At 63.0% G+C, this 15,009-nt stretch carries 11 protein-coding genes and 4 tRNA genes; 9 read left to right on the top strand and 6 right to left on the bottom strand.

Translation table 11 applies throughout. The features are described 5' to 3' along the window. Positions 1 to 126 precede the first annotated feature (126 nt). Positions 127 to 1,497: a DNA recombination protein RmuC gene (rmuC, locus tag B9A31_RS09760; RefSeq protein ID WP_161751474.1), complete on the top strand. Its 1,371-nt coding sequence runs from the start codon at positions 127 to 129 to the stop codon at positions 1,495 to 1,497. Here rmuC and B9A31_RS09755 read toward each other — a convergent pair. After that, entirely contained in the window at positions 1,469 to 4,942 is a 3,474-nt protein-coding gene (locus B9A31_RS09755; protein WP_019097080.1) for a PAS domain-containing hybrid sensor histidine kinase/response regulator, read from the bottom strand. The genes rmuC and B9A31_RS09755 overlap by 29 nt on opposite strands. 125 nt (positions 4,943 to 5,067) lie before the next feature. After that, positions 5,068 to 6,243 (bottom strand): MFS transporter, encoded by a 1,176-nt coding sequence (locus tag B9A31_RS09750; RefSeq protein WP_025755014.1) that lies wholly within the window; start codon positions 6,241 to 6,243, stop codon positions 5,068 to 5,070. Between the two features lie 152 nt (positions 6,244 to 6,395). Between B9A31_RS09750 and B9A31_RS09745 the strand changes: the two genes are divergently transcribed. The 4 genes from B9A31_RS09745 to B9A31_RS09730 all read left to right on the top strand — a co-directional run bounded on the left by B9A31_RS09745 (position 6,396) and on the right by B9A31_RS09730 (position 11,368). Beyond that, positions 6,396 to 7,127 carry a GntR family transcriptional regulator gene (locus tag B9A31_RS09745; protein ID WP_019097082.1) on the top strand — a complete coding sequence of 244 codons (732 nt, stop codon included), beginning with the start codon at positions 6,396 to 6,398 and terminating at the stop codon, positions 7,125 to 7,127. 99 nt (positions 7,128 to 7,226) lie between these two features. Continuing rightward, positions 7,227 to 8,501, top strand: a complete 1,275-nt coding sequence (locus B9A31_RS09740; RefSeq protein ID WP_027615808.1) for an MFS transporter — start codon at positions 7,227 to 7,229, stop codon at positions 8,499 to 8,501. A gap of 24 nt (positions 8,502 to 8,525) precedes the next feature. After that, positions 8,526 to 9,359 carry an amidohydrolase family protein gene (locus B9A31_RS09735; protein ID WP_027615807.1) on the top strand — a complete coding sequence of 278 codons (834 nt, stop codon included), beginning with the start codon at positions 8,526 to 8,528 and terminating at the stop codon, positions 9,357 to 9,359. A 131-nt stretch (positions 9,360 to 9,490) separates the two neighbouring features. Further along, complete coding sequence (locus tag B9A31_RS09730) at positions 9,491 to 11,368, top strand: 1-acyl-sn-glycerol-3-phosphate acyltransferase (protein WP_019097085.1); 1,878 nt, start codon at positions 9,491 to 9,493, stop codon at positions 11,366 to 11,368. Positions 11,369 to 11,377: 9 nt separating this feature from the next. Here B9A31_RS09730 and sugE read toward each other — a convergent pair whose 3' ends face one another. The 3 genes from sugE to rdgC form a co-directional block, all read right to left on the bottom strand. Beyond that, positions 11,378 to 11,695, bottom strand: coding sequence for a quaternary ammonium compound efflux SMR transporter SugE (gene sugE, locus B9A31_RS09725; RefSeq protein ID WP_012270979.1), 318 nt, complete (start codon positions 11,693 to 11,695; stop codon positions 11,378 to 11,380). A 141-nt stretch (positions 11,696 to 11,836) separates the two neighbouring features. Next, positions 11,837 to 12,298, bottom strand: coding sequence for a hypothetical protein (locus B9A31_RS09720; protein WP_084296911.1), 462 nt, complete (start codon positions 12,296 to 12,298; stop codon positions 11,837 to 11,839). Positions 12,299 to 12,510: 212 nt separating this feature from the next. Then, positions 12,511 to 13,431, bottom strand: coding sequence for a recombination-associated protein RdgC (gene rdgC, locus B9A31_RS09715; RefSeq protein ID WP_016715497.1), 921 nt, complete (start codon positions 13,429 to 13,431; stop codon positions 12,511 to 12,513). A gap of 215 nt (positions 13,432 to 13,646) precedes the next feature. Between rdgC and B9A31_RS09710 the strand changes: the two genes are divergently transcribed. From B9A31_RS09710 to B9A31_RS09695, 4 genes are all read left to right on the top strand, one after another. Further along, positions 13,647 to 13,722, top strand: a tRNA-Val gene (locus B9A31_RS09710). Positions 13,723 to 13,735: 13 nt separating this feature from the next. Beyond that, positions 13,736 to 13,812 (top strand) — tRNA-Asp (locus B9A31_RS09705). Positions 13,813 to 13,982: 170 nt separating this feature from the next. Then, positions 13,983 to 14,058 (top strand) — tRNA-Val (locus B9A31_RS09700). A gap of 13 nt (positions 14,059 to 14,071) precedes the next feature. Further along, positions 14,072 to 14,148: transfer RNA gene (locus B9A31_RS09695), tRNA-Asp, on the top strand. A gap of 87 nt (positions 14,149 to 14,235) precedes the next feature. Here B9A31_RS09695 and map read toward each other — a convergent pair. Beyond that, positions 14,236 to 15,006, bottom strand: coding sequence for a type I methionyl aminopeptidase (gene map, locus B9A31_RS09690; RefSeq protein WP_025754895.1), 771 nt, complete (start codon positions 15,004 to 15,006; stop codon positions 14,236 to 14,238). Positions 15,007 to 15,009 lie beyond the last annotated feature (3 nt).

Below are 15,009 nucleotides of genomic sequence, written 5' to 3'. Positions count from 1 at the left end.
TTCGGGGTAAGCATGACAGTGGATCTTGCCAGCATTCTGCTGGGCTTGGTGGCAGGCGCGTTACCCTGCCTGGGGTGGGTCATGCAGGTGCAGCGCCGCCAGGGCGCGCGACAAGGTGAGCAGGCGTTGCTTGAAGAACGCCTCAATGCCGCCCAGCTGGCCCAGGCTGGCCTGCAAGCGCAGTTGGAGGCCAGCCGCGATGAAGTCAGCGACCTCAGCGAAGCCAACACCGTCAAACAGACTCAGTTGGCCGCCCAGGGCCGTGAGCTGGAACTGCTGCAAGTCGACCGCGACAATGCCCGCGATGCCGCCCACGCCTGGAGCCTGGAGCGCGCCAGCCGGGAGGCTGAACTGCGCCGCCTGGAGGCCCAGACCGCACGCCTGGAGGCCGAGCTGCGCGAGCAGCAGGAAAGCCATCAGCAACGCCTCGAAGACCTGCAGGAAGCTCGCGATACCCTGCGCGCCCAGTTCGCCGACATGGCCACCAAGATCTTCGACGAGCGTGAGCAGCGCTTCGCCCAGACCAGCCAGCAGCATCTGGGCCAGTTGCTCGACCCGCTCAAGGAGCGTATTCATGCCTTCGAAAAGCGCGTGGAAGAAAGCTACCAGCAAGAGGCCCGCGAACGCTTTTCGCTAGGCAAGGAGCTGGAGCGCCTGCAGCAGCTCAACCTGCGCTTGTCGGACGAGGCCACCAACCTCACTCAGGCCTTGAAGGGCCAGAAAACCCAAGGCAACTGGGGTGAGCTGATTCTTGAGCGGGTGCTGGAGCATGCAGGCCTGGAAAAGGGCCGCGAGTACCAGACCCAGGTCAGCCTGAAAAGTGCCGACGGCGAGCGTTTCCAGCCCGATGTGCTGATCATGCTGCCCGGCGACAAGCAGGTGGTGGTGGACGCCAAAGTCAGCCTCACGGCGTACCAGCAGTTCGTCGCCGGCAACGACGAGGCCGCGCTCAAGCAGCACGTGCAGTCATTGCGCAGCCACGTCAAAGGCCTGTCGAGCAAGGATTACAATCGCCTCGAAGGCCTGCACAGCCTGGATTTCGTGCTGCTGTTCGTGCCTATCGAGGCGGCCTTCTCGGCAGCCTTGCAGGCTGAGCCCAACCTGTTCCAGGAAGCCTTCGACCGGCAGATCGTGATTGTCAGCCCCACCACCTTGCTGGCGACCCTGCGGGTGATCGACAGCCTGTGGAAACAGGAGCGTCAAGGCCAGAACGCCCGCGAAATTGCCGAGCGCGCCGGTTGGCTGTACGACAAGTTCGTGCTGTTCATCCAGGACCTGGACGAGCTGGGCAGCCGCCTGCAGCAGGTGGACAAGGCCTATGCCGCAGCCCGCAACAAATTGTGCGAAGGGCGCGGCAATCTGGTCAGCCGCAGCGAACAGCTGAAACTGCTGGGCGCCCGTGCCAGCAAGAGCCTGCCGGCAGACTTGCTGGAACGGGCGCTGTCCGACGAGGTGCCCGATGCAGCGGTTACTGAACCAGGCTCAGATGGCGGTTGAGCATGGCGCGCAGAGCCGCCGGCTTGACCGGCTTGGCCAGGTAGTCCAGGCCAGATGCATGCACCATGGCGATGGTTTCCTTGCTGCCGTCGGCACTGATCACCACCCCTGGCACCGGTTCACCCAGGCGCGCGCGTAGCCAGCCCATCAGCCCGATGCCGGTCTCGCCGTCATCCAGGTGGTAGTCCACCAATGCCAGGTGCGGGCGCATGCCCTTGGCCAGCAGGGCCTCACATTCGGCCTGGTTACGCGCGGTCCATACCTGGCAACCCCATCGGCTGAGCAGGCTGTTCATGCCGATCAGGATGCTGTCTTCGTTGTCCACGCACAGCACCTGCAGCCCGGCCAGCGGTTGGCCACCCTGTTCCACCGGGGCGCTCGGCGCCGGTGCGGGCTGGCGGGCAATCGGCACGCAGACCCGGAACACCGTGCCTTTGCCCGGCCATGAGCGTACTTCCAGCGGGTGCCCCAGCACCCGGCACAAGCCGTCGGCAATTGCCAGGCCCAGGCCCAGGCCTTTTTCGGCGCGGGTCTGGTGGCTGTCCAGGCGTTTGAACTCCTGGAAGATCACCTGCAGCTTGTCGTCGGCAATGCCCGGCCCCCGGTCCCACACTTCCAGCCACAGGCGTTCGCCCTGGCGGCGAGCACCCAGCAGGATCGGGCTCTTGCCATAACGCAGGGCATTGGTGAGGAAGTTCTGCAGTACCCGCCGCAGCAGCTTCATGTCGCTGTCCACCCGCAGGCGGCTGCCACGCAAGCGGAACTCCAGGCCTTTCTCGGCCGCCAGTACCTTGAATTCTGCCCCCAGGGTGTCAAACAGTTCGTTGAGGGCAAAGGGCTTGGCGTCCGGAGTGATCTTGCCGTTTTCCAGGCGCGAGATGTCCAGCAGGTCGCTGATCAGCTCTTCGGCCGAGCGCAGCGAGCTGTCCATGTGCTGCACCAACTGCTGGGCCTCTTCGTTCATGCCCTCGGCCTGCTGCGACAAGGCGGCGGAGAACAGCCGGGCGGCGTTCAGCGGCTGCATCAAGTCATGGCTGACCGCTGCCAGGAAGCGGGTCTTGGACTGGCTCACTGCTTCGGCATGGCTCTTGGCTTCCGACAGTGCCTGATTGAGCTGCGACAGCTCTTGGGTGCGCTCTGCCACCCGTTGTTCCAGGCCTTCGTTGGCGTCGCGCAGGGCCTGCTCGGCCTCGCGGAACGGGGTGATGTCGGTGAAGCTCATGACGAAGCCGCCGCCTGGCATCGGGTTGCCGATCAGCTCGATCACCCGGCCATTGGGGAACAGCCGTTCGGAGGAGTGCGCACGGCCCTGGCGCATCCAGTGCAGGCGCCGCGCCACATGCACCTGCGCTTCGCCCGGGCCGCACAGACCGCGCTCGGCGTTGTAGCGGATGATGTCGGCAATGGGCCGGCCCACGCTGATCAGGCCGTCGGGGTAGTTGAACAGCTCCAGGTAGCGCCGGTTCCAGGCCACCAGGTGCAGGTTCTGGTCGACCACGCTGATGCCCTGGTTGATGTTCTCGATGGCGCCTTGCAGCAGGGCGCGGTTGAACTGCAGCACTTCGCTGGCTTCGTCGGCGATGCGCACCACATCTTCCAGCTGCATGTCGCGGCCTTCGATGGCGGCCTTGACCACGGCGCGGGTCGACGAGGTGCCCAGTACCCCGGCCAGCAGGCGTTCAGTGTGCTCGATCCAGTCGCCGTCGGCGTTCTGGTTGGGGTTGAAGCCCTTGCCCTGGCGGTAGGCGAAGCGGATGAAACTCTGACGTGCACGCTCTTCACCCACAAAGCGCGAGGCGAGGGTCAGCAGGTCGTCGATCTGTACCGCCAGCAGCGGCTTGCTGCTGGGCCGCGCGGTTTGCTGGCCAATGAAGCGGCCGGCCTGCCAGTGCTCGGACACCCGCGTGCGCGAAAGCACCGAGACCCAGGCAAACAGGGTGAAGTTGCCCGCCAGTGACAACACCACGCCCTGGGTCAGCGGGCTGATAGGCAGGCCCAGCGGGTTGCCGTGCAGCCACGCCAGCCCCGGGAACAGTTGCAGTGACCAGCCAAGGCTGTGCGCGGTGATCGGCAGCACCAGGGTGTAGAACCACAGGAAGATACCCGCGGCAAGGCCGGCGAACACGCCGCGCCGGTTGGCCTGCTTCCAGTACAGCGCGCCAAGCATGGCCGGGGTTAGCTGGGTCACGGCGGCGAAGGCGATCTGGCCGATGGTCGCAAGGCTCGCGGTGGACCCCAGCAAGCGGTAGCTGACGTAGGCCAGCAACAGGATCACCACGATGGTTACCCGGCGCACCGAGAGCATCCAGTGGCGGAACGCCTCGAACGGCCGCTCGGCGTTGTTGCGGCGCAGCAGCCAGGGCAGCAGCATGTCGTTGGACACCATGGTCGACAGCGCCACGGCTTCGACGATGACCATGCCGGTGGCCGCCGAAGCGCCGCCAATGAACGCCAACAGGGCAAGGCTCGGGTGTGCCTCGGCCAGCGGCAGGCTGATGACGAACGAGTCGGAAATCACCGTGCCCGGCAGCAACATCTGCCCGGCCAGGGCAATCGGCACCACGAACAGCGCGGCCAGTGCCAGGTACATCGGGAACACCCAGCGCGCCAGGCGCATGTCCTGGGGTTCGATGTTCTCTACCACGGTGACATGGAACTGCCGCGGCAGGCAGATGATCGCCATCATCGCCACGGCGGTTTGCACCACCATTGATGGCCAGTTGATGGTCTCCTGCCAATAGTCCTGCAAGTGGATCGACTGGCGAGCCTGGCTGAACAGGTCGTCGAAGCCGTCATACAGGTTGAAGACGATAAAGATGCCCACCGCGAGGAAGGCCAGTAGCTTGATCAGCGATTCGAAGGCAATTGCCAGCACCATGCCGCGGTGGTGTTCGGTCACATCCAGGCTGCGTGTACCGAACACAATGGCGAACAGCGCCAGCACCAGCGACACCACCAGTGCGGTGTCCTGCACGCGGGTGCCGGTGGCATCGGCGTTGGCGCCGATCAGCAGGTTCACGCCCAGCACGATGCCTTTGAGCTGCAAGGCGATGTACGGCAGCACACCGACCAGGCAAATCAGCGCCACCACGACCGCCAGCGTCTGCGACTTGCCGTAGCGGGCGGCGATGAAGTCGGCGATCGAGGTGATGTTCTGCTGCTTGCTGATCAGCACCATCTTTTGCAGCACCCAGGGCGCGAAGATCAGCAGCAGCACCGGGCCCAGATAGATCGGCAGGAACGCCCAGAGCTGTTCGGCGGCCTGGCCGACCGCACCGAAGAAGGTCCAGCTGGTGCAATACACGGCCAGCGACAGGCTGTACACCCAGGCACGCAGTTTCGGCGGCAACGGCGTGCTGCGGCGGTCGCCATAGAAGGCGATGGCGAACATGACGGCCATATAGGCCAGGGCGACCACGGCGATCAGCCCGCTGGACAACGACATGAAGACTCCGAAGCAAAAAAGATAACGCGGTCCCGATCAATCAGTCTGGCACGCAGGTGCCGCTTCGTCAGCGCAGACGATGGTTGTAGGCGTGAGCTTGCTTGCGATTGACCTGAAACAACACATCAATCTTTTCGGGTACCCAACCCGTAAAACACCCCCGCCAGTATCACCGACAATATCAACAGGTAGAAGATCGCCCCCGGCCACAGGTGTACCAGGGCGAACCCCACCATCACCGGCCCCAGTGCCGCCCCCAGGTTGGACAGGTTCTGTGCGCCGTAATACACCCCGCGCAAGTGCTCCGGCGCAATCAGGTCGATGAACATGTACTCGGCGGGGATCACGATGATTTCGCCCAGGGTGAACACCAGCATCGCCAGGCACCAGGCCAGCACCGAACCTGCCGATGCAAAGCCCAGCAGCCCGGCGATGAACAGGGCCATGCCGGCCAGCAACCAGGGCATCAGACGCTGGCGGCTGATACGCCGGCCAATCAGGTACTGCAGGGCAATCACCGTTATTGCGTTGGTGGTCACCAGATAGCCGACCAGGCGCGCCGCCTCGGTCGGGCTGCTGGTGACGACCAGGTACTGCGAGAGGTAGGCCGTGAACTGGCCAAACACCACCGCACTCAACACCCCGCCCAACGTGAAACACACCAGCCGGCGGTCACGCGCCAGCCCCAGCGCCACTTGGCCGAAACCGGCCGCAGGCTTGTCGGCACTTGCCAGCAGGCTGCGGTCGCCCAGGCACCAATAGGCCAGGCACATGGCCAGGCCAAGCAGGGCAGAGGCGATGAATGGCATGTGGTCGTTCAGTTCCAGCATGGCCACACCCAGTAAAGGGCCGGCGGCGTAACCAACGTTGCTCAGGGTGTACTTGATGGCGAACACCTCGGCCCGTTGCTCTACCGGCAGCAGGGCGCAGAAGCCGGCCTTGGCGGCGATGTCGACCACCGCAAGGGCCAGGTTGATCAGAACCAGGCACAGGAAAAACAACAGCGCCGAACGGCTGGCGACCGCACCGACGAAGGCCAGGGCGAACGACAGGGTGCTCGCGCTGACCAGGGTGTGGTTGCGCAAGGTGTCGACCAAGTGGCCGCCATACAGGCTCAGCAGCGAGGCGATGATCAGCGCGCCACCGATCAGCAAGCCGATCTGGCTGATCGGCAGCTGGAAGTTGTCGGCCAGGTACACCACCAGGTAGGGCAGGGTGAGGGCACGGGCGACGGTGAGGGTGAAGGTGGTCAACAGCAACAGGCGTACGGTGTGCGGGTAGCGTTTGATGGCGGCGAGCATTGCCACGTCCTTGTTGTTCTGGTTTCCCGGCCACAAGCATAAGCCAGGCACTGTGTCTGGCGACAGGCGGAGGATTGACAGCACGCCACCCGCGGGGAATACTCTCGCAAAATTCATATATATGTTTAGATAACAAGACGAGAGCGAGACCCATGCACCCATTGACCGGTGATGCTCGACTGCCCCGCTACCAACAATTGCGCGACCACATGGTCGAGCAGATTGCCAATAACCGCTGGCGCCCGGGCGAGGCGATCCCGACCGAAGCGGCCCTGGCCACCGAATTCGAGATGTCGGTCGGCACCGTGCGCAAGGCCGTCGATGTGCTGGTCGCCGAAGGCGTGCTGGAACGTCAGCAGGGACGCGGCACCTTCATCCGCCGCCCGCAGTTCCAGTCTTCGCTGTTCCGCTTCTTCCGTTTCGAGGCTGCCAATGGCGAGCGTGTGGTGCCAGAAAGCCGCATCCTGTCCATCGAGCCGCTCGCAGCGCCATCGGCGGTGGCCGAGGCCTTGGGCCTGGCGGTGGGCGCCGAAGTGATCCGTATCATTCGTACCCGTCTGCTGGGTGCCCAGCCCGTCCTGGCCGAAGAAATCTGGCTGCCGCGCCAGACCTTCCAGCCATTGCTGGACGTGGAGCTGAACAGCAAGGGGCCGCTGCTGTACCCGATCTATGAAGCTCTGTGCGGCCAGGTGGTCGCCTACGCCGAAGAGACCCTGACCGCCGAAGCGGTCGACGCAGTGCATGGCCGCTTGCTGCAACTGCCGGCCGACAGCCCGGTGGTGGTGATCGAGCGTCTGGCCCGTGACTACGCCGGCAAGCCCCTGGAATGGCGCCGCTCGCGCGGCCATGCGCAGCACTTCCGCTACCGCATCGATATCCGCTAAGCCGGCCGCTTCACCCGTTTTACCTGTCTGCGCCGCGTTGCCACGGCGCAGTGGCTTCGCCTGCCCGTAACACACACACGACCAAGAAGGATAACAATCATGTTCAGCTGGTATCGCCAGATCACCTCACGGGAACGCAAGACGTTCTGGGCCTGCTTCGGCGGTTGGTCGCTCGATGCGCTGGAAGTGCAGATGTTCGGCCTGGCCATCCCCGCGCTGATCGCTGCCTTCTCCCTGACCAAGGGCGATGCCGGCCTGATCAGCGGCCTGACCCTGGTGACCTCGGCGATCGGCGGCTGGCTGGGTGGCACCTTGTCCGACCGCTACGGCCGCGTGCGTACCTTGCAATGGATGATTCTCTGGTTCTCCTTCTTCACCTTCCTTTCGGCGTTCGTCACCGGCTTCTACCCGCTGCTGTTCGTCAAGGCCATGCAAGGCTTCGGCATTGGCGGTGAATGGGCGGCTGGCGCGGTGCTGATGGCCGAAACCATCAACCCGAAATACCGTGGCAAGGTCATGGGCACGGTGCAAAGCGCCTGGGCCGTGGGTTGGGGCCTGGCGGTGGCGCTGTTCACGCTGATCTACTCGCTGGTGCCGCAGGAATTCGCCTGGCGGGTGATGTTCTTCGTCGGCCTTTTGCCAGCGCTGCTGATCATCTGGGTACGCCGCAACGTGCCAGAGCCGGACAGCTTCCAGCGCCTGCAAAAAGAAAAGGCCATCCCCGCCAGCTTCCTGCAATCGATGGCTGGCATCTTCCGCCCGGAACTGCTGCGCGTGACCCTGCTCGGCGGTTTGCTCGGCCTCGGTGCCCACGGTGGCTACCACGCAGTCATGACCTGGCTGCCGACCTTCCTCAAGACCGAACGCAACCTCTCGGTGCTGAACTCGGGCGGCTATCTGGCGGTGATCATCCTGGCGTTCTGGTGCGGTTGCGTGGTCAGCGGCCTGTTGATCGACCGCATCGGTCGGCGCAAGAACATTCTGCTGTTCGCCCTGTGCTGTGTGCTGACCGTACAGGCTTATGTGTTCTTCCCGCTGACCAACACGCAAATGCTGTTCCTCGGCTTCCCCTTGGGCTTTTTCGCCGCCGGCATCCCGGCCAGCCTGGGCGCGTTCTTCAACGAACTGTACCCGGCCGATGTGCGCGGTGCCGGGGTGGGCTTCTGCTACAACTTCGGCCGTGTGTTATCAGCGGTGTTTCCGTTCCTGGTCGGCCACATGAGTGAGTCGATGTCGCTGGGCAGTGCCATCGGCATCGACGCCGGCATTGCCTATGGCGTGGCGATGATCGCCGCCCTCTGCCTGCCGGAAACCCGTGGTCGCAACCTTGAATCTGCACCTGCGCCGGAAATGGCTGGCGCTGCCACCAAGTAACTTCACCTTGTTTGTATGAGAACCATGCCCGACGCTCCTGCTTTGCACCTGACCGCCATCGACACCCACGCCCACGTATTCAGCCGCGGGCTGAACCTGGCCAGCGAGCGGCGTTACGCGCCCAGCTACGATGCGCCGCTGGGCGACTACCTGGGCCAACTGCTGGCCCATGGTTTCAGCCATGGCGTGCTGGTTCAGCCCAGTTTCCTGGGCACCGACAACCGCTACCTGCTCAGCGCCCTGCAAACGGTGCCGGGGCAGTTGCGCGGGGTGGTGATGCTGGAGCAGGACGTCGAGCGTGAGAGGCTGGATGAGATGGCCCGGCTAGGCGTGAAGGGCGTGCGGCTGAACCTCATGGGCCAGGCGTTGCCCGACCTCACCGGTGCCCAGTGGCGGCCCTTGCTTGAACGCATTGGCGAGCAGGGCTGGCACCTGGAGCTGCATCGCCACGTGGCGGACATTCCGGCACTGGTGCGGGCGCTTGAGCCTTATGGGCTGGACATCGTGGTCGATCATTTCGGCCGGCCTGATGCCCGCCGTGGCCTGGGCCAACCGGGTTTTGCCGAGTTACTGACCCTGGGTGGGCGGGGCAAGGTATGGGTGAAGGTATCGGGTATTTATCGGTTGGAAGGCTCGCCGGAACAGAACCTCGCCTTCGCCCGGCAGGCGCTGTGTGCGCTGGAAGCGCATTACGGCGCCGAGCGGCTGATGTGGGGCAGTGACTGGCCACATACCCAGCATGAGTCGGCGGTGGGTTTCAGTACGGCTTTGGAACAGTTTGAGGCCTTGGGGTGTTCGGCGGAGTTGCGTCGGGCGCTGTTGGTGGATACAGCGCGAGCGTTGTTCGGCTTCGAATGATGGGCTGTTTCTGAGGCGACCTGGTCATTGTGGGCGTGAAGGTGCTTGCCAGTGCACGCATTTCCCATGCAGATTTGTGGCCTGACGCGCCCGGCGCGCCTCCAATTGAAAAGCCCTCAGGACCAAGGACGATGAGTCACTCCTCGCAATTCACCTTGCTCGGCAAGCGGCGCTTCCTGCCGTTTTTCATCACTCAGTCACTGGGTGCATTCAACGACAACCTGTTCAAGCAGTCGCTGATCCTGGCGATCCTGTTCAAGCTCAGCCTGGGCGACGGTGACCGTTCGATCTGGGTCAACCTGTGCGCCTTGCTGTTCATCCTGCCGTTCTTCCTGTTCTCGGCACTGGGTGGGCAGTTTGGTGAGAAATTCGCCAAGGACGCGTTGATCCGTGCGATCAAGCTGGCCGAGATCGTGATCATGGCGATCGGTGCGCTGGGCTTTATCACCAACCACCTGACGCTGATGCTGGTGGCCCTGTTTGGCATGGGCACTCACTCGGCGCTGTTCGGCCCGGTGAAGTACTCGATTCTGCCGCAGGCCCTGCGCGAAGAAGAGTTGGTCGGCGGCAACGGGCTGGTGGAAACCGGCACCTTTCTGGCCATTCTCGCCGGCACTATCGGCGCCGGGGTGATGATGTCGGCCGACAGCTACGCCACGGTGGTGGCGGGTGGCGTGGTCGGCACCGCAGTGCTCGGTTACCTGGCCAGCCGCTGGATCCCGCGGGCCGCTGCCGCTTCGCCGAGCATGCCGCTGGACTGGAACATCTTCAAGCAGTCGTGGGCGATCCTGCGCATGGGCCTGGGCCAGCCGCCGGCCGTGTCGCGCTCGATCGTCGGCAACTCGTGGTTCTGGTTCGTCGGGGCCATCTACCTTACGCAGATTCCGGCCTACGCCAAGGACTGGCTGCACGGTGACGGCACGGTGGTCACCCTGGTGCTGACACTGTTCTCGGTGGGCATTGCCCTGGGCTCGCTGCTGTGTGAGCGGCTGAGCGGGCGCAAAGTGGAAATCGGCCTGGTGCCGTTCGGCTCGTTCGGCCTGACCCTGTTCGGCCTGCTGTGGTGGTGGCATTCCGGCGATGTGCCTGCTGCAGCGGTCCCGCACGACTGGCTGACGCTGCTGGGCATGGGGCAGGCCTGGTGGATCCTGCTGTCGATCGTTGGCCTGGGCGTGTTCGGCGGCTTCTACATCGTGCCGCTGTATGCCTTGATCCAGGCCCGCACGGCCGAGGATCAGCGCGCGCGGGTGATCGCGGCCAACAACATCCTCAATGCATTGTTCATGGTGGTGTCGGCGGTGCTCACCATCATCCTGCTGGGGCTGGCGGGCTTCACCATCCCGCAGCTGTTCCTGGTGGTGTCGCTGCTCAACATCGCGGTCAACGCCTATATCTTCAGGATCGTGCCCGAGTTCACCATGCGTTTCCTGATCTGGCTGCTCAGCCATTCGATGTACCGCGTGCAGCATCGCGACCTGGAGCGCATCCCCGATGAAGGTGCGGCGCTGCTGGTGTGCAACCACGTGTCGTTCGTCGATGCGCTGCTGCTGGGCGGGGCGATCCGCCGGCCGATCCGCTTTGTCATGTACTACAAGATCTACAACCTGCCGGTGCTCAACTTCGTGTTCCGCACCGCTGGCGCCATCCCGATCGCCGGGCGTAACGAAGACCTGGCCACCTATGAGCGGGCCTTCGCGCGCATTGCCGAGTACCTGGCCGACGGCGAGCTGGTGTGCATCTTCCCGGAAGGCAAGCTGACCGGCGATGGTGAGATCGATGTGTTCAAGGGCGGCGTGAACCGCATTTTGGAAGAAACGCCGGTGCCGGTGATTCCGCTGGCCTTGCAGGGGCTGTGGGGCAGCTTCTTCAGCCGCGACCCGGCCAAGGGCTTTTTCAAGCGCCTCTGGTCGCGGGTGACCATCGTGGCCGGCGCCGCCATCCCGGTGGAGGCAGCGCGGCCAGAAACCTTGCGCGAGCAGGTCAGCCGCTTGCGCGGCAACCTGCGTTAGGGGGGAGGGTTAGCTGGCGCTGACTTTGAGGCCGACCAGGCCGCAGACGATCAGCGCCACGCTGACCAGCCGTACCAGGGCCATGGATTCGCCGAACAGGATGATGCCGGCGATCACCGTGCCGACGGCACCCACGCCGGTCCAGATGGCATAGGCGGTGCCAAGCGGCAGCTCTTTCATGGCCAGGCCCAGCAGGCCCAGGCTGATGACCATGGCGCCAACAGTAAGCACGGTGGGAATCGGCTTGCTGAAGCCGTCGGTGTACTTCAGGCCGACGGCCCAGCCGACCTCGAACAGGCCGGCGAAGAACAGGATGATCCAGGACATAGGTGTGTCTCCATCGTTTGAATGATGGGGCCGTCCCCGGAATGGTCACGCGGTGCGTCGTGAGGTCGTCCTCACCGTGACGCCATGGTGCCCAACCGTTCCCCGCCAGGCAAGTTCCAGTTAAGCGTAAGCGCTAGCCGATCAGAATCGGTACACGCCCACTTTATGGATATGCACAACAAAGTGGCTACCGGCACCTTTGGCGGCCTTGCACTGGCTGTTGTTCGCTGTCCACACCCGACCACCCTTGGTTGACACTGTTATAGCCGCTTCAGGTGTAGAGCGCGGTACCAGAACTTCCCCGTCCTGCCTACGGATTCGCCAAGGGCGGCTCGATCCGGAGTAAAGTCCCAACCGGCCATCATCGTTCAGACTCAGGACGCGATCAGACTTGCTCCCGCCGTTGGTAAACTCTTTGATGATATAGATGTCGCCATCATCCTCTTGATAGCAACCGAACCATAATGTCACCGGCAGCACCTGCGCATCCATGATGCGTAACCAGCCACTGTCGTCGATGCGTATGGGGCGTCTTTTTCCATCCTCTTCCAGGCAAATATCGCCAGTGAAAGTTTTCGAGGTGTCTAGCCTGGAGTCATCCATTGTCATCTCTATCATTCAGTCATGTGATTTAAACGGCAGGCAACGGCGCCCGCCACCGCACACCGAACGTATCTACATGGCAGAACGATACGCAGACAGAAGCTTTTCCTGGAATGCTCAAGTTGTCGGAAGGTCAGGCAACCTCCGTATGCCGAAAGGCGGGTGCGGGCAGAAACATGTCATTCAGGCCAGCACCGGCATTTCAAGACACATCAGACGCCTTGCGGAATCTCCTCCCCACCCAGCGCCTCGAACAGCACCGGCAGGAACTCGGCAAAGGTCATCATCATCAGCTGGAAGCTGGCATCGAACTGCTGCGCTGCCTCATCACCACCATCCTGCTCGGCCTGCTCCTGCAGCAGCTCTTCGAACTTCAGGCGCTTGATCACCATCTTGTCGTCCAGGATGAACGACAGCTTGTCCTGCCAGGCCAAGGCCAGCTGGGTCACCACTTTGCCGGTGCTCAGGTGCAGCTGGATTTCCTCGCCGGTCAGGTCCTGGCGTTTGCAGCGCACGATACCGCCGTCTTCGGCGGTGTCGCGCAGTTCGCACTCGTCCAGCACATAGAAGCCTTCGGCGGCCTGCTGCGACTTGACCCAGTCGGTCATGGTGGCAACCGGTGCAATTTTTACGGTGGCCGGGCGTACCGGCAGCGAGCCCATCACTTCACGCAGGGTCGACAGCAGGTCTTCGGCACGTTTGGCGCTGGCCGAGTTCACCAGGATCACGCCCTGGCGCGGGGCGATGGCAGCGAAGATCATCGAACGGCGGATGAACGCGCGCGGCAGGAAGGCCTGGATGATCTCGTCCTTGATCTGGTCGCGCTCCTTTTTATAGACCTTGCGCATCTGCTCGGTCTCGATCTCTTCGACCTTTTCCTTGACCGCGTCGTTGACCACGCTGCTCGGCAGGATGCGTTCTTCCTTGCGCGCGGCAATCAGCAGGTACTCGCCGCTGACATGCACCAGGGGAGCGTCTTCGCCTTTGCCGAACGGCGCGACGAAACCATAGGTGGTCAGCTCCTGGCTGGCGCAGGGGCGGGCCGGCTTGCTGGCCAGGGCGGCTTCCAGCGCTTCAGGCTCGAACGGGACTTCCTGGGTCAGGCGGTAGGTCAGCAGGTTCTTGAACCACATGAGGGGCAACTCTCCTTAATGCATAAGGCGGGCATTATTCTCCGTGTGGTGATCTGAGGCCAGCCCTGTCACAGGGCCAGCAGCCGCTTCTGCCTCAAAGAAACACCCGGCAACGCTAGGTCTTTGAAAGGCATGAAGTTTTTTTTGAAGAAAGTTTAAAAAGTGCTTGCCAGGGAGCAGGGCCGTCCGTAGAATGCGCGCCACACCGAGACGAAGGGTGATTAGCTCAGCCGGGAGAGCATCTGCCTTACAAGCAGAGGGTCGGCGGTTCGATCCCGTCATCACCCACCACTCGATGTATAGCGCAGCGGTAGTTCAGTCGGTTAGAATACCGGCCTGTCACGCCGGGGGTCGCGGGTTCGAGTCCCGTCCGCTGCGCCATATTCCACTTCCAGGGCCCACTGAACACCCGGAAGTAACAGAGAAAGCGACCTTAAGGTCGCTTTTTTTGTGCCTGGAATTTGATGTTTGATCAAAGTTTAAAAAAACTGCGATAAGTGCTTGCCAGAGCTGCAAGTCGCCCGTAGAATGCGCGCCACACCGAGAGACATGGGTGATTAGCTCAGCCGGGAGAGCATCTGCCTTACAAGCAGAGGGTCGGCGGTTCGATCCCGTCATCACCCACCACTCGATGTATAGCGCAGCGGTAGTTCAGTCGGTTAGAATACCGGCCTGTCACGCCGGGGGTCGCGGGTTCGAGTCCCGTCCGCTGCGCCATATTCCACTTCCAGGGCCCACTGAACACCCGGAAGTAACAAAGAAAGCGACCTTAGGGTCGCTTTTTTTGTGTCTGAATTTCAGGTGTCAGTGTTCTTCCTCCCGCAGCGTCAGCACCTCAAACCCTTCTTCAGTCACCGCTACCGTATGCTCCCACTGCGCTGACAGGCTGTGGTCACGCGTAATTACCGTCCAGCCATCCTTTAGCGCCCGGGTGCCACGTCCACCCTGATTGATCATCGGCTCGATGGTAAACACCATTCCCGGCTTGAGCTGCATGCCCATGCCACGCTGTCCGATGTGCAGCACTTCCGGCGCTTCATGCATCTGCTGGCCAATACCGTGCCCGCAATATTCGCGCACCACGCTGTAGCCCGCGGCCTCGGCATGGGCCTGGATGGCATGGCCGATATCGCCCAGCGTGGCTCCGGGGCGCACCTGTTCGATGCCTTTCCACAGCGCATCGTAGGTAGTGTCGACCAGGCGCCGGGCTTCATCGCTGATTTTCCCGATGCAGTACATCTTCGACGAGTCGGCGATGTAGCCGCCTTGCTCCAGGGTGATGTCGACGTTGACGATCGAGCCTTCCTTCAACACTTCATCGACCTTGGGTATGCCGTGGCACACCACGTGGTCCACCGAGGTATTCAGCGAATAGGGGAAGCCGTACTGGCCTTTGCTCGCAGGCCGGGCCTTGAGTGTGTCGACGATGAACGCCTCGGCGCGGTCGTTGATTTGCATCGTCGTGATGCCGGGGCGGATGAAGCTGTCGAGTTCGGCGAACACCTGGGCCAGCAATTGGCCGGCGCGGCGCATCAGGTCGAGTTGGGCGGGGGTCTTGAGGATCACTTGGGACATGGG

This window comes from Pseudomonas sp. URIL14HWK12:I5 (genome assembly GCF_900176445.1).
Taxonomy (GTDB): domain Bacteria; phylum Pseudomonadota; class Gammaproteobacteria; order Pseudomonadales; family Pseudomonadaceae; genus Aquipseudomonas; species Aquipseudomonas monteilii.
Note: the sequence above shows the minus strand (reverse complement) of the source record. Positions and strands in the feature narration are given on the sequence as shown.